Source organism: Paracoccus sp. SSK6, assembly GCF_039770665.1.
GTDB lineage: Bacteria > Pseudomonadota > Alphaproteobacteria > Rhodobacterales > Rhodobacteraceae > Paracoccus.
In genome coordinates this window covers 241,154-259,844 of sequence record NZ_JBDPNJ010000001.1, presented here as the reverse complement: position 1 = coordinate 259,844, position 18,691 = coordinate 241,154, and the positions used below count along the sequence as shown (strand labels likewise).

The window sequence follows — 18,691 nt, the reverse complement described above, 5'->3', positions numbered from 1 at the left end:
CTACCACGGGCGCACCTGGGCCAGGATCTCGGCCACAAGGCTGCGGCCCGTACGGCCTTCGCCGCTGGCCGACCAGGCGGGGATCAGGCGGTGGGACAGGGCATCGGCAGCCAAGGCCTCGGCATCCTCGGGCAGGCCGTGCTCGCGGCCGTGCAGCCAGGCGCGCGCCCGCACGCCCGCCGCCAGGGCCAGCGTACCGCGCGGGGACACGGGATGTTCCACCCATTCCGCCACCGCGCCGCCGGGGCGGGTCGCCATGACCAGCCGGACGATGAAGTCCTTGAGCGCGGGGGCCAGATGGATCCGCGCCACCTCGGCTCGCGCGCGGGACAGGTCGGCAGCCGTGACCGCCGTGCCGCGCAGGGGCGGGGGCGCGACCGCCTCGGCCTCGACCAGGTCCAGGATCGCGCGCTCGGCCTCGGCCCCCGGCAGATCGAGCCGCAGGTGCAGAAGGAAGCGGTCGAGCTGCGCCTCGGGCAGCGGGAAGGTGCCTTCGTGTTCGATGGGGTTCTGGGTCGCCACGACCATGAAGGGATCGGGCAATGGCCGGGTGGTGCCGCCGGTCGTGACCTGCCCTTCGGCCATCGCCTCCAGCAGCGCGGATTGCACCTTGGGCGGCGCGCGGTTGATCTCATCCACCAGCACAAGGCTGTGGAAGATCGGGCCGGGGATGAAGTCGAAACCGCCGGTCTCGGGCCGGAAAACCTGCGTGCCGGTCAGGTCCGATGGCAAGAGGTCCGGCGTGCACTGGATGCGCGCATGGCTGCCCGGCAGATGCGCCGCCAGGGCCTTGACGGCGCGGGTCTTGGCGATGCCGGGCGGGCCTTCGATCAGGACGTGGCCGCCCGCCAGCAGGGCGATCAGCAGGCGTTCCACCAGAACGTCATGGCCGATCAGCGTGGCGCCGATCTCGGATCCCAGGCGGCGGACGGCATGGGCCTGTTCCGTGGCCTGTTCGCTGTGATCGTCCATCGCTTCCTCCCCTCGCGCTGAACATGCTCAGTGTGCAACTGCGTGGGGCGGTGATCCAGCGCTAAAGAGGGGATTTTCCTGCCACTTTGGTCTGAAAATGTCCCAGGGAGATCGGGCGGAATCAGAAATGCACCGCGTTTTCCCGCCCGCGTGACTGGGTGCCGCCAAAGACGCCTCCCCCCGACCCGCCGGCGGCATGGGCGGCTATGGAGGCACGGGACGAAGGCGATGGCCTCCGCCAGGTCGGGGTTCAGCGGCGCAGCGCATAGATCGTCAGCGCCACCAGCCCGCCTGCCATGGCGAACCAGGTCAGCGCATAGGACAGGTGGTGGTTGCGGAAGGCGATCACGGTCAGGCCGCCGATGGGCTGGCCCTCGCCCGCGCGCTCGGCGTCGATGAAATAGGGCGCGGCATCGGGCAGGCTCAGGGTGGCGGCAATGGCCTGCGTGTCGCGGGAATACCAGCGTCCAGCGGCGGGGTCGTTGGCGCGCAGAAAGGCCCCGGCGGGCTGCGACAGGCGCAGAAGGCCGGTGACGGACTGCGGCCCGGCAGGCAAGGGCCGGTCGTCGCGGAGGTCTGCGGCGACGAAGCCCCGGTTGACCAGCAGTGTCCAGCCTTGGTCCGTGGCAAAGGGGGTCATCACCCAGAAGCCCGGCCCGCGCTCCGTCACCGCCTGCACCAGAACGTCGCTGTCGGGCGCATATTCCCCCGTCACCGTGACGCGGCGGTATTCGGCATTCTCCGCAGTCAGCGCCGCCCATTCGTCAGGCCCCGGCGCGGGCACCGCCTCTGTCGCCACGCGCGCCTCGACGCGGGCGATCAGGTCGGTCTTCCAGGCCAGCCGCTGGATCTGCCAGACGCCAAGCGCCATCAGGACCGCGAAGGCGATCCCGGCCGCGACCAGCAACCCGACAGGGCGGCGGGCGGTCACGAGCCCAGGCCCAGGGCCTCGTGGTTCATCTGCGGCATCATGTTGGTGTTCATGTGATACATGACCCACAGCGATCCGGCCAGGACGATGACCAGGATGACGACCGTGAAGATCAGGGCCATCATGGTCCAGCCCTCGTCGCTGCGGGTGTTCATGTGCAGGAAAAAGACCATGTGAACCAGGATCTGCACCACCGCCATTCCGACCACCACAGCGGCGGTCAGCAGGCGGCTTTCGAAGCCGCCGCCCATCACCACCGCAAAGGGGATCGCCGTCAGGATCACCGACAGCACAAAGCCCGTCAGGTAGGACCGGACGCTGCCATGGTCCTGGCCATCGTCGTGATGGTCGCCATGCGATTCAGCGCGGCGTTGCGCGTGGTGCTTGTTGCCTTCGGCCTGGATAGAGGGCATCAGATCATCCCCAGCAGATAGACAAAGGTGAAGACGCCGATCCAGATCACGTCCAGGAAGTGCCAGAACATCGACAGGCAAGCCAGGCGGCGGCGGTTCGCGGGGATCAGCCCCCGCTGGCCGACCTGGATCATCAGCGTGACCAGCCACAGGCAGCCAAAGGCCACATGCAGCCCGTGGGTGCCCACAAGCGCGAAGAAGGACGACAGGAAGGCCGACCGCTGCGGCCCCGCGCCCAGGTGGATCAGGTGGCTAAATTCGTAAAGCTCGACCCCCAGGAACAGCAGGCCGAAGACCAGCGTGATCCCCAGCCAGACCAGCGTGCCGCGCACGTTCTCCTTGACCATCGCCAGCATGGCAAAGCCATAGGTGATGGACGACAGCAGCAGGAAGGCCGTGTTCAGCGCGACCAGTTCAAGGTCGAACAGCGCCTTCGGCCCCGGCCCGGCGGCATAGCTGCCCCCCAGCACCCCGAATGTCGCGAAAAGGATCGCGAACATCAGGCAGTCGCTCATCAGGTAGACCCAGAAGCCGATGCTGGTGGACGCGCCTTCGTGATGGTGGTGCGGCTCGACCTCCCAGAAACTGCCGGGGGCCTGTTGGTTGACGGTGCTCATGGATCAGGCTCCCATGCTTGCAAGCTGGCGGTCGCGCGCGTCCTCGGTCGCACGAACCTCGGCGGCCGGGATGTGGTAGTCGCGCCCGTAGTTGAAGGTATGGACGATCGAGGCGATCACCACGCCCGCGAAGGACAGGGCGGCCAGCCACCAGATGTACCAGACCAGCGCAAAGCCGCAGACCGTCGCGAAACCGGCGATGATCACCCCTGCCCCGGTGTTCTTCGGCATGTGGATCGGCAGGTATTCCGCGCGCGGCCGGGTCTGGCCGAAGCGCTTCATGTCCCACCAGGTGTCCAGCCCGTGGCTGACCGGCGTGAAGGCGAAGTTGTAGGCGGGCGGCGGCGAGGATGTCGCCCATTCCAGCGTGCGCCCGTCCCAGGGGTCGCCGGTTTCATCCCGCAACTGGTCGCGGCGCGCAATTGACACGCCGAACTGGATGAACATCGCGGCGATGCCGATGGCGATCAGGACAGCGCCCAGGGCCGCGATGATGAACCAGATCTGCAGGCTGGGATCGTCGAAGACCCGCACCCGCCGCGTCACGCCCATCAGACCCAGGATGTAGAGCGGCGCGAAGGCGACCCAGAAGCCTACGACCCAGAACCAGAAGCTGACTTTGCCCCAGAAGGGATCCAGCCGGAAGCCGAAGGCCTTGGGCCACCAGTAATAGACCGCAGCGAACAGGCCGAACAGCACGCCGCCGATGATGACATTGTGGAAATGCGCCACCAGGAACAGCGAGTTGTGCAGCACGAAGTCGGCGGGCGGCACGGCCAGCAGCACGCCCGTCATGCCGCCGATCACGAAGGTCAGCATGAAGGCGATGGTCCACATCATCGGCAGCTCGAACCGGATGCGGCTGCGATACATGGTGAACAGCCAGTTGAAGATCTTGGCCCCCGTGGGAACCGAGATGATCATCGTGGTGATCCCGAAGAACGAGTTGACCGAGGCCCCCGACCCCATCGTAAAGAAATGGTGCAGCCAGACCAGATAGGATAGGATGGTGATGCAGACCGTCGCATAGACCATCGAGGTATATCCGAACAGCCGCTTGCCGGTGAAGGTCGCCACGACCTCGGAATAGACGCCGAACAGCGGCAGGATCAGGATATAGACCTCGGGGTGGCCCCAGATCCAGATCAGGTTCACATACATCATGGCGTTGCCGCCAAGATCGTTGGTGAAGAAGTTGGTGCCGACATAGCGGTCCAGCGTCAGCAGGACCAAGGTCGCGGTCAGCACCGGGAAGGAAGCCACGATCAGGATGTTCGTGCAGAGCGAGGTCCAGGTGAAGATCGGCATCCGCATCATGGTCATGCCGGGCGCGCGCATCTTGATGATCGTCACCAGCAGGTTGATGCCCGATAGCGTCGTCCCCACCCCCGCGACCTGAAGGCCCCAGATGTAATAGTCCACGCCGACATAAGGGCTGGCGCCCAGGCCCGACAGCGGCGGGAAGGCCAGCCAGCCGGTCTGCGCAAACTCGCCCACGAAGAGCGACATCATGGTCAGCACCGCGCCGCCGACCGTCATCCAGAACGAGAAGTTGTTCAGGAAGGGGAAGGACACGTCCCGCGCGCCGATCTGCAAGGGCACGACGAAGTTCATCAGCCCCGTGACGAAGGGCATCGCCACGAAGAAGATCATGATGACGCCATGGGCCGAGAAGATCTGGTCGTAGTGATGGGCGTTCAGATAGCCCTCGGACCCGCCAAAGGCGATGGCCTGCTGAAGCCGCATCATGATCGCATCGGCAAAGCCGCGCACGAACATGACCAGGGCCAGCACGATATACATGATGCCGATCTTCTTGTGATCGACCGAGGTGAACCATTCGGTCCACAGCCAAGACCACAAGCGATATTTGTGCAGCATCCATAGCAGGCCCAGGCCACCGATGGCCACGAAGACGCCCGTCACCCAGACGATCGGATCGGCGGGAACGGCGTGCCAGTCCAGGCGGCCCAGCAGGAAGGTGGTCGGAATTTCGGAAGGAATGGCCATCGTCGGATCCGCTTACAGGTTCTGGTCCGCGCCGTCCTGCGGCACGGATTGGGTCAGGCGGCTGGGGTCGGGGCGCGGGCCCAGGATGCCCTGGGGCTGGGCAAGCCCCCGGCCGCGCATGGGCGACAGGTCGCGCGGCGCGGCGCCCGAAGGCGCGGCGCCCGCCAGCATTTCGGCCTGTTCCTCAACGCTGCAGATGCCGGTCACCTGGAAGGGCGGCAGGCCGAGGACGGGGCGCACCGCGCCGGGGGCGTCGGGATCGGCCAAGACCGCCACATTGGCAATGCCCGGCAGGCCAAGCCCGCCCTGCGCGTCCAGGGCCATCATCTCGGCCATGCACATGCGGCCTTCCTCGACGCACATGTTCACGACCCGGCTGAACAGTTGCGGATCGACGGATGCGAAGGTCATGGGCGCGACATTCTCGCTGGGCTTTTCCAGGTCCAGATAGCGGGCGCGGTCCAGGGTCTGGCCGCTGGCCGTAGCCTGCGCGACCCACGCGTCGAAGCCCGCATCGTCCATCGCAACCGCCTTGAAGCGCATCCCCGAGAAGCCGTGGCCCGAATAATGCGAGGCAAGCCCCTGGTATTCGCCGGACCGGTTGAAGACGCCGTGCAGCGTGGTCTGCATCCCCGGCATGGCATAGATCATCCCCGCCATCGCCGGGATGTAGAAGGCGTTCATCACCGAGGTCGCCGTCAGCGTGAATTCCACCGGCCGGTCCACCGGCACGGCCAGCTGGTTCACCGCAGCCACCCCCTGTTCGGGATAGATGAACAGCCATTTCCAGTCCATCGCAACGACCTGCACCTGCAACGGCTGCTGGCCGGTGGCGGGCACCTCGGCGCTGATCCGGTCCAGCGGGCGGTAGGGGTCCAGCAGATGCGTGCCGACCCAGGTCAGCGCACCAAGGCAGACGATGATCAGCAGCGGAATGGCCCAGATCACCAGTTCCAGCTTGGTCGAATGGTCCCAGTCGGGGCGGTATGTGGCGTCACGGTTCCCGGCGCGATAGCGCCAGGCAAACCACACGGTCAGCGCCATCACGGGCAGGATGATGATCAGCATCAAGGCCGTCGATTGCACCAGCAGATGCGCCTGCCGCGCCGCGATGTCGCCTGACGGGGACAGCACCACCGGCTTGCAGCCCGCAAGCAGCAGAAGGGGCGCAAGCCCGGAAAGACGTTTGAAAGGATGTGTCATGCAGCAATGACCCCGTTGACCACGCGAATCGCGCGGCTGTTCAGACGACGACGCCCTGAGAGTGCGGTTCAGATAGCCGCCTTGACCAAAGTCAAACATCAGACAATTTGTCGCGTATTCCTCTGCCCGGTTCTGTAGCATGTCTTGCGGAATGGCGCGAATCCCCAAGGATGTCGCGTGTCCTGCCCTTCACGGCCTTGCCCTCAAACCGGAGCGGTTCACGCAATGGCGACATCCGCAGAAACCTCCCGCCACCAGACCCCCGGCAAGGATGCCGACGAAAACCGCGTCTCGCCATCCGACATCGCGGTCGGCGTGGTGATCGGGCGCACGTCCGAGTTCTTCGACTTCTTCGTCTTCGCCATCGCCTCGGTCATCGTGTTCCCGGCGCGGCTGTTTCCCTTCGCGGACCCGCTGACGGGCACGCTTCTGTCCTTCCTGCTGGTCCTGCTGGCCTTCGTCGCCCGGCCCATCGGCACGGCGATCTTCATGGTCATCGACCGGCTTTATGGCCGGGTCGCCAAGCTGACGCTGGCCCTGTTCCTGCTGGGCACCTCGACCGTGGCGATGGGGCTGGTGCCGTCTTACACGGTGCTTGGCGAATGGGCGATCGTGGTCATGGCGGTTCTGCGCATCGGCCAAGGCCTTGCCCTGGGCGGAAGCTGGGACGGGCTTCCATCGCTGCTGGCGCTCAGCGCCCCTCGCCGGAAGCAGGGCTTTTACGCGATGGTGCCGCAGCTTGGCGCGCCCATCGGGCTGATCGTCGCGGCCATGCTGTTTTCCTATCTGGTGTCGAACCTGTCCGAACAGGACTTCCTGGACTGGGGCTGGCGCTATCCGTTCTTTGTCGCCTTCTCGGTCAACGTGGTGGCGCTGTTCGCGCGGTTGCGCATCGTCGCCTCGGCCGAGTTCCAGGAGGCTTTCGAGACGCGCGAATTGCAGCCCAGCCGGATCCGCCAGGCGTTCCGGTCCGACTGGCGCGTCATCTGGCTGTCCTCCTTCGTGCCGCTGGCCAGCTTTGCGATGTTCCACATGGTCACGGTCTTCCCGCTGTCCTGGGTGTATCTTTATACCGACGAGACGCTGACCTTCTTCCTGAACCTGACGGCGCTTGCCGCGGCTTTCGGCCTGGTGTCGGTGCTGCTGTCGGGCTGGCTGTCGGACCGGTTCGGGCGACGGCGCGTGCTGCTGTGGGGCGCGCTTGGCATCGGCGCCTTCAGCCTGCTGGCGCCCCTGCTGCTGCAGGGCGGCAAGACGGGCGAGGCCACCTACATGATCGCGGGCTTCCTGGTCCTGGGGATCGGCTTCGGCCAGTCGTCGGGCGCGGTGGCCTCGATGTTCGAAAGCCGCAACCGCTACACCGATTCCGCCTTCGCCTCGGCCCTGGCCTGGCTGTTCGGCGCGGGGCTGGCGCCGCTGACGGCGCTGTTCCTGTCCACCACGCTGGGGCTGTTCGCGGCGGGGCTGTACCTGCTGTCTGGGGCGGTCGCCACGGCGGTTGCGCTGTGGATCGCAAGGCAACTGGAATTCCAGAAACAGGGTTGAGCGCCGTCACGCACGGCTGAAGGTGAAGCAGCCCGCAGGCACCCCCGAGCCGCTGACCATCATGACGCCCTTGCGGTAAAAGCTCCACCGCCGGTCGGGCGCGACATCGACCAGGACCACGCCCATCTGCGGATCCGACCAGACCAGCCGCGCCCCGGCCGCGTCCAGGATCGCGGCGACCTGTTCCGCACTGATCGAGGGACGAAAGACGATGGCCGTCAGCGGCATGTCGGCAGGCGTTCTTTGCGCCCATGCGCCCGCGCCGACCGTGACCAGCGCCAGGATCGCGACAACCGCGCGGGACGGCGCGCCACCCCCGCCGCCACCGCGCCGCAGCCACAGGCCCAGCACCAGCGGCAGGATCCCGAAGACGGCCAGCCAGGCCAGATCCCAGGCCAGCGGGCTGGGGCTGTCGATCCTGATCCGGTGGATCCCGAGGATCCAGTGCGACAGCAGCGCGTCCAGGATGTGCCAGGATCCGAAGCCCATCAGCAGCGCGCCCGTGACGATGCCGCGCGGCACCGTCGGGCCCTGCCTTTGCGCGCGCCACAACGCGACCAGTCCCCAGGCCGCGACCGCATACATCGCCGCGTGGAACACGCCGTCCCAGACCACCTGCGCGCGCAGGTCGCCGATGCCCGGAACAAGGCTCAGCAGGTGGTGCCATTGCAGGATCTGGTGGAGCAGGATGCCGTCGAAAAACCCACCCAGCGCAAAGCCCAGGATGGCCCCTGCCCGTGTCCAGCGCTGCCCGCTCATCTGCTCCTCCGGTCGATCCGTCAGGCAGGAACAGCGAAACGCGCGAACTGTTCCCGCCCCGCGGCTCCGGCCGCTCAGGATGAACCCGACTTGCGGCAATGGGCGCGTGAGGCCGCGCCCTGCCAAGGCAAGCGTCAGGCTCCGCAGGCCGTCGCAGCCGACAGCCTGCCGGGCCTTCCGCCGGCGTCCCTTTCGGAAAGCGCCGTGCCTATGCCCGGCGCAGCGCCTTGGCCTCGCGCCGCCGGGCGTGCAGCGCCGGTTCCGTATAGCCCGAAGGCTGGGTGGTCCCCGTCAGCACCAGATCGCGCGCCGCCTCGAAGGCCGGGCCGTCGAAGCCGGGGGCCATCGGGTGATAGTTCGGATCGCCCGCGTTCTGCTGGTCCACCTTCGCAGCCATGCGGCGCAGGGCGTCCTCGACCTGCTCGCGGGTGATCAGCCGCTGTTCCAGCCAGTTCGCCAGCAGTTGCGCGCTGATGCGGCAGGTGGCGCGGTCCTCCATCATCGGCACGTCGTCGATGTCGGGCACCTTGGAACAGCCGACCCCCTGGTCCACCCAGCGGACCACATAGCCCAGGATGCCCTGCGCGCTGTTGTCCAGTTCGCGCAGGATCTGATCCTGCGACAGGGGCGCGTCGCCCATCAGGGCCGGTGTCAGCAGCGCGTCCAGTCCGGGGACCGGCTGGCCCTGCAATTCGTCCTGGCGCGCCGCGACATCGACCATGTGGTAATGCAGCGCGTGCAGCGTCGCGGCCGTGGGGCTGGGCACCCACGCGGTGTTCGCGCCCGATTTCGGATGGGCGATTTTGGTTTCCAGCATCTCGGCCAGGGCATCGGGCTTGGCCCACATGCCCTTGCCGATCTGGGCCTTGCCGCGCAGCCCGGCAGCCAGGCCGATCAGCACGTTGCGATCCTCATAGGCCTTGAGCCAGCCCGACCGGCGCGTGGCATCGCGGCCCGCGAAGGCGCCCGCCTGCATCGAGGTGTGGATCTCGTCCCCCGTGCGGTCCAGGAAGCCCGTATTGATGAAGAAGACCCGGTTGCGCAGCGCATGGATGCTGGCGGCAAGGTTGGCGCTCGTGCGCCGTTCCTCGTCCATCAGGCCCAGCTTGACGGTGTTGGCGGGCAGGCCCAGGATTTCCTCGACCTTGGTGAAGCTGCGGTCGGCGAAGGCAGCCTCGTCGGGGCCGTGCATCTTGGGCTTGACGACATAGATCGCGCCCACGCGGCTGTTGCGCGGACCGTCGGACTTCTTCAGGTCGTGGATGGCACAGGCCACCGTGACCATCGCGTCCATCAGCCCCTCGGGCGTGTCCTGCCCGTTCAGGCGGACGGCATCGGTGGTCATCAGCAGGCCCACGTTGCGCACCAGCAGCAGGGCGCGGCCCGGCAGGGTCAGGGTGCTGCCGTCGGGGCGCGTGATGTCGCGGTCGGCGGCCAGGCGGCGGGTCATGGGCTTGCCGTTCTTCTCGAAGGTGTCGGTCAGATCGCCCTTCATCAGACCCAACCAGTTGGCGTAAACGCCGACCTTGTCCTCGGCATCGACCGCCGCCACGCTGTCCTCGGCATCCTGGATCGCGCTCAGGGCGGCTTCCAGGATCACGTCGCGCAGGCCCGAAGCGGAAGCCGCGCCGATCGGGTGATCGGGGTTGACGACCAGTTCGACATGCAGCCCGTTATGGCGCAGGACATAGCCGGTATCCTTGCCCGAGACATGCGTGCCCACGAAGGCCGAGGGATCGCGCAGGGCCACCTCGGCCCCGTCCACGGTCGCCATCAGCCCATCCGCATCGGCGCGATAGGCCGACACGGCGGCATGGCTGCCGCTGGCCAGCGGGAAGGCCTCGTCCAGGAACTGCGCGGCGCGGGCCACCACCGCATCGCGGCGCGCGGGGTCGATGCCGCCGCCCGCAGGGGGCGGGCCCATCACGTCCGATCCGTAAAGCGCGTCGTAAAGCGACCCCCAGCGGGCATTCGCGGCGTTCAGCGCGAAACGGGCATTGCTGACGGGGACCACAAGCTGCGGCCCGGCGACCTGCGCGATCTCGGGGTCGATCCGGCCGTTGTCGATGGTGAAGGGCGCGGGTTCGGGAACCAGATAGCCGATCTCGGTCAGGAAGGCGCGATAGGCGGCGATGTCCCAAGGCTGGTTGCCGCGCGCCTTGTGCCAGGCGTCGATCTGGCCCTGCAATTCGGCGCGGCGGTCCAGCAGCACGCGGTTTTCACCCGCGAACTCGCCCAGCAATTCGGCATAGCCCGACCAGAAGCGGTCCGCATCGACGCCGGTGCCGGGCAGAACGCTGCCTTCCACGAAAGCCGCCAGTTCCTCGGCCACATCAAGGCCATGCCTCTGGGTGTAACGGGTCTGGGTCATCCTGCTGCTCCTTTCCGACTCGGGCGACGGTATACCGTTGCGCACTTTCGTATCCCCATACGCCAGGGCCCATCCACTTCCAAGCCGCCATGAAAAGTTTTTCTGCCGACCGGAAAAGATGCACGGAAAGGATGCCTAGCCCTGGGCCCTGTCCTCCTCCACCACGCTGGCTGTGGCCTGGCGGGCGGCGCCTTCATCCTCGGCCTCGGCCCCGGCCTCGACGATGTCGCGGGCTTCCTCCTCGTCCTCGTCCTCGATGGCCGGGGGCTCCTCGCCCGCCAGGAAGTTGCCGAACTTTTCCCAGCCCGGCACATAATCGGCCAGGACACGCAGCACGACCAGGACGGGAACGGCGATGATCATGCCGATGACGGACCACAGCCAGGCCCACAGGGCGACAGCCAGGAACACCACGACCGTGTTCATCTGCAGCCGCCGCGACACGAAATAGGGCGTGATCACCTGCCCCTCGATCGCGGTCAGAAGCATGTAGCTGGCCGCCACCATCATCGGCCAGAAGATGCCGGGCATGATGACAAGGGCCACGACCCCCGACAGCGTGATCCCGGTGATCGCACCCAGATAGGGGATATAGTTCAGCACGAAGGCCCCCAGGCCGAACAGCACCGCACCCGGCATTCCCCAGGCAAACATCGCAAGCCCGATGGCAAGGCCAAGGCCCGCGTTGATGATGGTGATGGCGCCCAGATAGTTGCCCAGCGAATCCTCGATCTGGCGCAGGGCCAGATAGGCGCTGCGCTTTTCGGCCATGGAATCGAAGCTTTGCACGATCTTGAGATAGAGAAGATCGCCCGATGCCAGCATGAAGAACAGCAGGAACAGCGTGAAGATCACCTGCCCGGCGATGGCGGGGGTGAACTTGACCAGCGATTCAAGGGTGCTGTCGCCCTCCTGCTCGACCTTGATGGTTGGGGCGGCTTCGTCTGACGCGCCGTTCTGAACCTCGTCTATCTTTTCGGCGGCCTTCTGAAGTTCCTCGATCGACGCGCGCAACTCGCGGAACTTCTGCTCCAGCTTCACGCTGATCGTGGGCAGGTTATGGGCGGCCTGGTTGATGGGGCCGCTGGCGCCGAGGGCGATCAGGGCGACGGCGACGACCAGTCCCAGGCTCACCACGGTGGCGGTCAGCCAGTCGGGCACCCCGCGCCGCCGGGCAAGCCGCCGCAAGGGCGTGAAGACGAAGAACAACAGGCCCGCCAGGGTCACGGGCATCAGGAAGTCGCGCCCGGCGGCGATGGCCGCAAAGGCCAGGATCAGGAAGATGCCGATGACGGCCCAGTTGGCGGCGCGCCCGCTGGCGCCGCTGCCGTCCGACCGGAAACGTGGAAAGCTGAACTTGTCGGCCACGGCCCTTGCATCCCCACTTGCGTCAACGCCATGGCCCCGAACGCAAAGGGCGACCCGGCTGTTCCGGGCCGCCGCCAGATGCTAGCCGGCCGGGCCGGATCAGATCGGGTGATCGCCGGTGGCGTCGATCACGCGGGTGGGCAGGCCCATGTCCCCCAGCAGCTCCAGGAAGGGTCGGGCGGGCAGATCCTCGACATTGGCCATCTTGCGGACATCCCAGATGCCGCGCGCGACCAGGATGGCGGCGGCGACCGGGGGCACGCCCGCCGTGTAGCTGATGCCCTGGCTGCCGACCTCGTTGAAGGCGTCCTTGTGGTCGGCCACGTTGTAGATGAAGACCTCGCCCGGCTTGCCGTCGCGGCTTCCCTTGACCAGATCGCCGATGCAGGTCTTGCCCGTGTAATCGGGCGCAAGGCTGGCCGGGTCGGGCAGCACGGCCTTGACGACCTTCAGCGGCACGACCTCCTGCCCCTCGGCGGTTTTCACGGGCTGTTCGGACAGCAGGCCCAGGTTTTTCAGCACCGTGAAGACGTTGATGTAGTGGTCCCCGAAGCCCATCCAGAAGCGCACATCGGCGTCCTTGTAGCGGGCGGACAGGCTGTGGACCTCGTCATGGCCGGACAGATAGGCCTTGCGCTTGCCGACGACGGGCAGGTCCCATTCGCGGCCGACCTCGAACATCCTGTTCTCGCGCCACTCGCCGCCCTGCCAGGAATAGACCACCCCGGTGAATTCGCGGAAATTGATCTCGGGGTCGAAGTTCGTGGCGAACCAGCGGCCGTGGGAACCGGCGTTGATGTCCACGATGTCGATCGAGTCGATCTTGTCGAAATACTCATCCTCGGCCAGGCGGGCATAGGCGTTGACCACCCCCGGATCGAAGCCCGCGCCCAAGATCGCGGTGATCCCAGCTTTCGCCACATCCTCGCGCCGCTTCCATTCGTAGTTGCCGTACCAGGGCGGCGTTTCGCAGATCTTAGACGGATCCTCGTGGATGGCCGTGTCGATATAGGCGGCGCCCGCGCGGATGCAGCCCTCCAGAACGGTCATGTTGATGAAGGCCGTCCCCACATTGATGACGATCCCCGCATCCACCTTGCGGATCAGGGCCTCGACCGCGTCCGGGTTCATCGCGTCAAGCGCATGGCTGGCAAAGGGCATCTGGTGCCCCTTGTCGCGCAGGCTGGCGATGATCGCGTCCGCCTTGGTCTGCGTGCGGTTGGCGATGTGCAACTCGCCGAATTCCGCAGCCCATTGCGCCACCTTGTGCGCCACGACTTGCGCGACGCCACCCGCGCCGATGATGAGGACGTTCTTCTTGGCCAATTCTGGATCCTTTCCGGGGTTGCAGAGAGGGCGCCTCAGGAGAGGCTGGACTTGTAGTCTTCATAAGGGAAGCTGCGGACGGTGCGAATGGACCCGTCGTCTTCCCTGATGGCGATGGCGGGCATGGCGACGCCGTTGAACCAGTTCTTCTTGACCATGGTATAGCCCGCCGCATCCGCGATGCTGATCCGGTCGCCGATGTTCAGCGGCTGCGGGAAGCGCGCGTCGCCGAAGATGTCGCCCGCAAGGCAGGTCTTGCCCGCGACCTGGTATTCGTGAGGGCCGTCCTGCGGCAGCTTGGCCGTTTCGCGATAGATCAGCAGATCCAGCATATGCGCCTCGATGCTGCTGTCCACGATGGCGACCTTTTTGCCGTTGTCGATGATGTCCAGCACGCTGACCTCAAGCGTCGCCGTGCGCGTGATGCTGGCTTCGCCCGGTTCCAGATAGGCCTGGACGCCCCAGCGGTCCTGGAAGGCCTTGAGCCGGTCGGCCAGCCGGTCCAGCGGATAGCCCTCGCCCGTGAAATGGATGCCGCCGCCAAGGCTGACCCAGTCCAGGCGCTTCAGGATCTCGCCGAACTCGGTCTCGATCCGGGTCAGTTGCTGGTCGAACAGGTCGAAGTCGCGATTTTCGCAGTTGTAATGGATCATCACGCCGCTGATGCGGTCCATCGCCTGTTCCAGACGCGACAGATCCCATTCGCCCAGGCGGCTGAAGGGCCGCGCCGGGTCCGCCAGATCGAAGCCGCTGGTGGAAAAGCGCGGGTTCAGGCGCAGGCCGGCGGTCACGCCCTTCGTACGGTCAGCATATCGGTCAAGCTGCGACAGGCTGTTGAAGATGATCTTGTCGGCGTAACTGACCGCCTCGTCGATCTCGTGATCGGCCCAGGCGACGGAATAGGCGTGGGTTTCCTTGCCGAACTCCTCATGCCCCAGGCGCAGCTCGAACAGCGACGACGAGGTCGTCCCGTCCATGTAGTCGCGCATGAAGTCGAAGACCGACCAGGTGGCAAAGCATTTCAGCGCCAGCAGCGCCTTGGCGCCCGACGCCTCGCGCAGGCGCGCCACCTGTTCCATGTTGCGGCGCAACGCGGATTTGTCGATCAGGTAGAAGGGTGTCTGCATCCCGGCCATGCGAAACCTTTGAGGGCAAAAGCGAAAGGGCCGATATAGACACGGCCCGGTCTTTTCGCAAGAAAGCGTGACGGACAGATGACGGCGCGTCAGCCGCCCGCGGCAAAGCGGCGGAATTCGCGCTTGAGCAGATCCAGTTCCGCGCGAAGCTGCGCGACCTCGGCCAGCAGGTCGCCGCCAGCGGCCGTTCCCGCCACCAGCGTCAGGCTGCCCAGAGCCTGCGATGCCGGGCTGCCCGGATCGCCCCCCACCAGCAGCAGGCTGTGCACCCCGTTGTCGATCACCGATGCGGGAAGCGCCGCTGTCACCGACCAGATGCCGGACCCTGCGTCGAGCAGGGCGGCCTCGGCCACGACCTGTCCGCGATGGACCACGGACAGCCGGGGCGGCTGGCCTGACGCCTGCAGCGTACCGTTCCAGCAACCGGCCAGGACGCCATGGCTTTCGAACCTCATCGCCATCTCCTCAGGTCTGGGCGCGCGGATGGTGCGACAGCACCGCGTCATTGACGCTGACCGCGTTCATGCGGGGCTGCTCGAAGATCAGATCCAGCCAGGCCTTCTCGATGGGCCGGTTCGCCAGACCGGCATAGGCCAGGTCGAATTCCGCCCGCCGCCGCGCGCCATGCCCCGCGACCGGATCGCCAAGCTGGCGCAGCATCGTCTCGGTGTTCGGCCCCTGCACCAGGTTGATGCGGGCATAGATGGTCAGGGGACGTTCCGCATCCATCACCACGTCAAGCTGCAGGATCCGGTCGGGGCCCAGGCCGTCCAGGGCATCATTTGGCAGATCCAGCGCAAGCGACAGGAAGCTGCCGGAAAATCCCAGCATTTCGATCCCCAGGCGATAGCTTGCGCCCTGTCCCGTCTGCGGGCCGACCGACTGGCGCAGGATCAGCGCGCGGTGCCGGCAGTCGTGCCACAAGGCCGCGTCATCGCCCAGGCGTTGGCCGCTGTCGGGGGCGGCGATGGCCTGCGGGGCGATCTGCCCCCGCAGCAGGCGCGGGCGCCAATGCCAGTCGGTGCCGGGCGGCAGGTCGTCATCCGCCACCCCGGCCGGGCGCAGCATCCAGGGATCCGAGGCCTGCAGGAACCGCTCCAACTGCCGGTGCAGGTTCTGCGCCCGGTCCCGCAGTTCGGGATCCACCGGGCGCGGCCTGCGGTCCTGCCTGTCAGCCAGGCGCGCCCAATCGACACGGTCCCGGTCAAACCCCAAGCTGTCCAGCAGACGCTTCATCCAAGCCCTTTCATGCCTTGCCCCCGCGTGGATAGCTTGCAACCCCTGCGCGAACAAGCGTCACCCCACCAGTTCGTTCAGCCGCGCGGCGGCGGCGAAATCCGCGTCCGTCAGGCCGCCCGCGTCATGGGTGGTGAAGCTCACCTGGCAATAGCCCCAGCCGAAGCACACGTCGGGATGGTGGTTCCGCCGGTTGCCCAGCCAGGCCGCCAGGTTCGCCATCTCGACCGCCTTGGCGAAACCCTTGAAGTCGAAGCGCCGGGCGATGGCCCTTCCGTCCGGCGACAGGGACCAGCCGTCCAGCGTTTCCAGCCGCATCGCGATCTCATCGGCGTCCATCGCAAACCCTCACAACAGCGGCGAGGCCAGCGCCAGCAGGTTGTTGCGCAAGCGGCGCAGGACGCCCCAGCCGCGCACCTCCTCCAGCGTGATCTCGCGCGAGCGTTCGATGTAACTCTCTTGCCGGGCGTCCAGTTCGGACACGAATTCGCGGTCGAAGACGGCCATGTTGACCTCGTAGTTCAGCTCGAAGCTGCGGCGGTCCAGGTTGGCGCTGCCGACCATGCCCATGCGGCCATCGACCGTCATGATCTTGGAATGCAGCAATCCGTCCTGGAACAGCAGGATCCGCGCCCCCGCCGACAGCAGCCCGTAATAGAACCCCTCGCTGGTCGCGCCCACCACAAGGGAATCGTTGCGGGCGGGCAGGATCATCGTCACCTCGACCCCCCGGCGGGCAGCGGCGCGGACGGCGGCATCCACCGCCATGTCGGGCACGTAATAGGGCGTGGTGATGACCACCCGGTCGCGCGCCGTGTGCAGCATCCCCGCCAGGCAGTCGGAAATCGAACCCTGCCGCCGGTCCGGCCCGGTGGGGATCACCTGCGCGATCTCTCCGGGATCGGCGACGGGGCCAACGGGCTGCAGCATGTCGCCCAGATCCTTGCCGGTATAGCTCATCCAGTCGCCCAGGAAGACCGACTGGTATTGCCGCACCACCGGGCCTTCGACCGACATCAGGATATCGACCCAGGGGGCGAAGCGCGGCTTGATGGCGAAGGCCATGTCGGCGCAGTTGCGGCTGCCGGAAAAGGCCACGCGGTTGTCCACGACCAGGATCTTGCGGTGGTTGCGCAGATCCAGCCGCCGGAACAGCACGCTGATGAAGGGCAGGCCCCAGGGAAAGGCCGTGACGCATTCGGCCCCCGCTTCCTGCATCTGCGTCCACAAGGCCGACCGCACCAGCCCGCGCGAGCCCAGGGCATCGACGATCACCCGGCATTCCACGCCCCGGCTGGCCGCGCGGGCCACTGCCTCGGCCACCTTCTGCCCGGAATGGTCGGGCAGCCAGATGTAGAACAGGATATGGACGTGATCCACGGCCCGGTCGATGGCGTCGATCAGGCGGTCGATGGCCTCATCGCTTTCCTCCAGCAGGCGGATGCGGTTGCCGGACACCGCCGACATGCCGCCCACGGCCGCATTGGCCGCGACCACGGGCAGCGCGTAATGCGGCGGTTCCGCGATCACGGCGGGGTTCGGGACGCGCAGGTTGGTCAGCCGGTCGCGCACATCGGCCATGCGCTGCACCTCGGCCTGGTTCAGCCGCACCTCTCCGAACAGCACATAGGCCAGGATGCCGATCAGCGGCAGCGCCTCGATCACCATGATCCAGGCCAGGCGCACGGACGGATCCAGCCGCGGGCGGATCAGCACCCGCGCGATCAGGGCCAGCGTAACCCCCGTATGCAGCATGACAAGGAACGAGGCCCACATGCCGCGCATCATTCCCGCCCGCTGCGGCAATTGCAATTCCCCCCGTCGCGGCCTATCTCGGTGGCTTGCAACAGCAGGAAACCGCCGCGCATGAACTGGATCACCAACTATGTCCGCCCGCGCATCAATTCGCTGTTCTCGCGCCGCGAGGTGCCCGAGAACCTGTGGACCAAATGCCCCGAATGCGGAACGATGCTGTTCCACCGCGAACTGTCGGACAACCTGAACGTCTGCACGAATTGCGATCACCACCTGGCGATCAGCCCGCGCGACCGCTTCAACGCGCTGTTTGACGGCGGCGCCTTTGTCGAGGTGAAGGTGCCTGAGCCCGTCGCCGATCCGCTGCAGTTCCGCGACCAGAAGAAATATCCCGACCGGATGAAGGCCGCACAGAAGGCCACGGGCGAAAAGGAAGCGATGCTGGTGGCCGAGGGAGAGATCGGCCGCACCCCGATCATCGCCGCCGCCCAGGATTTCAGCTTCATGGGCGGGTCCATGGGCATGTATGTGGGCAACGCCATCATCGCCGCCGCCGAACGCGCGGTGAAGACGAAACGCCCGCTGGTGCTGTTCTCGGCCGCGGGCGGGGCGCGGATGCAGGAAGGCATCCTGTCCCTGATGCAGATGCCCCGCACCACCGTCGCGGTGGAAATGCTGAAGGAAGCGGGCCTGCCCTATATCGTCGTGCTGACCCACCCGACCACGGGCGGCGTCACCGCCAGCTATGCGATGCTGGGCGACATCCAGATCGCCGAGCCCAATGCCCTGATCTGCTTTGCCGGTCCCCGCGTGATCGAGCAGACCATCCGCGAGAAACTGCCCGAGGGCTTCCAGCGCGCCGAATACCTGCTGGAACACGGGATGCTGGACCGGGTGACGCATCGCAAGCAGTTGCGCGACGAGCTGGTCTCGATCCTGCGCATGGCGGGCGGGCTCTCCGCGCCCATCCATGCCGACCTGCCCGCTCCCGCGCCCCAGCCTGCCCCGCCCGAACCCGCGCAGGCCGACTGACAATCTTCTGTGTCCAA

General features: G+C 66.6%; 17 protein-coding genes. 2 read left to right on the top strand and 15 right to left on the bottom strand.

The genetic code is table 11. The features are described from left to right. The 6 genes from AAIL68_RS01310 to cyoA form a co-directional block, all read right to left on the bottom strand. A complete protein-coding gene (locus tag AAIL68_RS01310; protein WP_347137681.1) occupies positions 1–972 on the bottom strand; it encodes an AAA family ATPase in 972 nt (323 codons plus the stop codon). Between the two features lie 250 nt (positions 973–1,222). Beyond that, on the bottom strand, positions 1,223–1,903 hold the full coding sequence (locus tag AAIL68_RS01305) for an SURF1 family protein (protein ID WP_347137680.1): 681 nt from the start codon (positions 1,901–1,903) through the stop codon (positions 1,223–1,225). Beyond that, positions 1,900–2,316 carry a cytochrome o ubiquinol oxidase subunit IV gene (locus AAIL68_RS01300; RefSeq protein WP_347137679.1) on the bottom strand — a complete coding sequence of 139 codons (417 nt, stop codon included), beginning with the start codon at positions 2,314–2,316 and terminating at the stop codon, positions 1,900–1,902. The genes AAIL68_RS01305 and AAIL68_RS01300 overlap by 4 nt, the downstream gene beginning before the upstream one ends. Then, a complete protein-coding gene (cyoC, locus tag AAIL68_RS01295; protein WP_347137678.1) occupies positions 2,316–2,933 on the bottom strand; it encodes a cytochrome o ubiquinol oxidase subunit III in 618 nt (205 codons plus the stop codon). Before cyoC ends, AAIL68_RS01300 begins: the two co-directional genes overlap by 1 nt. A gap of 3 nt (positions 2,934–2,936) precedes the next feature. Continuing rightward, positions 2,937–4,943: a cytochrome o ubiquinol oxidase subunit I gene (cyoB, locus tag AAIL68_RS01290; protein WP_347137677.1), complete on the bottom strand. Its 2,007-nt coding sequence runs from the start codon at positions 4,941–4,943 to the stop codon at positions 2,937–2,939. A 12-nt stretch (positions 4,944–4,955) separates the two neighbouring features. Then, positions 4,956–6,146 (bottom strand): ubiquinol oxidase subunit II, encoded by a 1,191-nt coding sequence (cyoA, locus tag AAIL68_RS01285; protein WP_347137676.1) that lies wholly within the window; start codon positions 6,144–6,146, stop codon positions 4,956–4,958. 225 nt (positions 6,147–6,371) lie between these two features. On the opposite strand from cyoA, the gene AAIL68_RS01280 reads away from it, so the two are divergent. Then, entirely contained in the window at positions 6,372–7,691 is a 1,320-nt protein-coding gene (locus AAIL68_RS01280; protein WP_347137675.1) for an MFS transporter, read from the top strand. A gap of 6 nt (positions 7,692–7,697) precedes the next feature. Here AAIL68_RS01280 and AAIL68_RS01275 read toward each other — a convergent pair whose 3' ends face one another. The 9 genes from AAIL68_RS01275 to cls form a co-directional block, all read right to left on the bottom strand. After that, positions 7,698–8,450 carry a DUF2243 domain-containing protein gene (locus tag AAIL68_RS01275; protein WP_347137674.1) on the bottom strand — a complete coding sequence of 251 codons (753 nt, stop codon included), beginning with the start codon at positions 8,448–8,450 and terminating at the stop codon, positions 7,698–7,700. Between the two features lie 208 nt (positions 8,451–8,658). Further along, positions 8,659–10,821, bottom strand: a complete 2,163-nt coding sequence (locus tag AAIL68_RS01270; RefSeq protein WP_347137673.1) for a malate synthase G — start codon at positions 10,819–10,821, stop codon at positions 8,659–8,661. A 135-nt stretch (positions 10,822–10,956) separates the two neighbouring features. Next, positions 10,957–12,189: an AI-2E family transporter gene (locus AAIL68_RS01265; RefSeq protein ID WP_347137672.1), complete on the bottom strand. Its 1,233-nt coding sequence runs from the start codon at positions 12,187–12,189 to the stop codon at positions 10,957–10,959. Between the two features lie 99 nt (positions 12,190–12,288). Continuing rightward, positions 12,289–13,515, bottom strand: coding sequence for a saccharopine dehydrogenase family protein (locus AAIL68_RS01260; protein ID WP_347137671.1), 1,227 nt, complete (start codon positions 13,513–13,515; stop codon positions 12,289–12,291). A gap of 35 nt (positions 13,516–13,550) precedes the next feature. Continuing rightward, complete coding sequence (nspC, locus tag AAIL68_RS01255) at positions 13,551–14,651, bottom strand: carboxynorspermidine decarboxylase (protein ID WP_347137670.1); 1,101 nt, start codon at positions 14,649–14,651, stop codon at positions 13,551–13,553. Between the two features lie 89 nt (positions 14,652–14,740). Then, positions 14,741–15,106: a hypothetical protein gene (locus AAIL68_RS01250; RefSeq protein ID WP_347137669.1), complete on the bottom strand. Its 366-nt coding sequence runs from the start codon at positions 15,104–15,106 to the stop codon at positions 14,741–14,743. Between the two features lie 10 nt (positions 15,107–15,116). Next, a complete protein-coding gene (locus tag AAIL68_RS01245; protein ID WP_347137668.1) occupies positions 15,117–15,887 on the bottom strand; it encodes a DUF6478 family protein in 771 nt (256 codons plus the stop codon). Between the two features lie 60 nt (positions 15,888–15,947). Beyond that, positions 15,948–16,226, bottom strand: a complete 279-nt coding sequence (locus AAIL68_RS01240) for a 4a-hydroxytetrahydrobiopterin dehydratase (protein ID WP_347137667.1) — start codon at positions 16,224–16,226, stop codon at positions 15,948–15,950. Positions 16,227–16,235: 9 nt separating this feature from the next. Next, positions 16,236–17,675 carry a cardiolipin synthase gene (cls, locus tag AAIL68_RS01235; RefSeq protein WP_347137666.1) on the bottom strand — a complete coding sequence of 480 codons (1,440 nt, stop codon included), beginning with the start codon at positions 17,673–17,675 and terminating at the stop codon, positions 16,236–16,238. Between the two features lie 78 nt (positions 17,676–17,753). Between cls and accD the strand changes: the two genes are divergently transcribed. Beyond that, positions 17,754–18,674 (top strand): acetyl-CoA carboxylase, carboxyltransferase subunit beta, encoded by a 921-nt coding sequence (gene accD, locus AAIL68_RS01230; RefSeq protein WP_347137665.1) that lies wholly within the window; start codon positions 17,754–17,756, stop codon positions 18,672–18,674. Positions 18,675–18,691 lie beyond the last annotated feature (17 nt).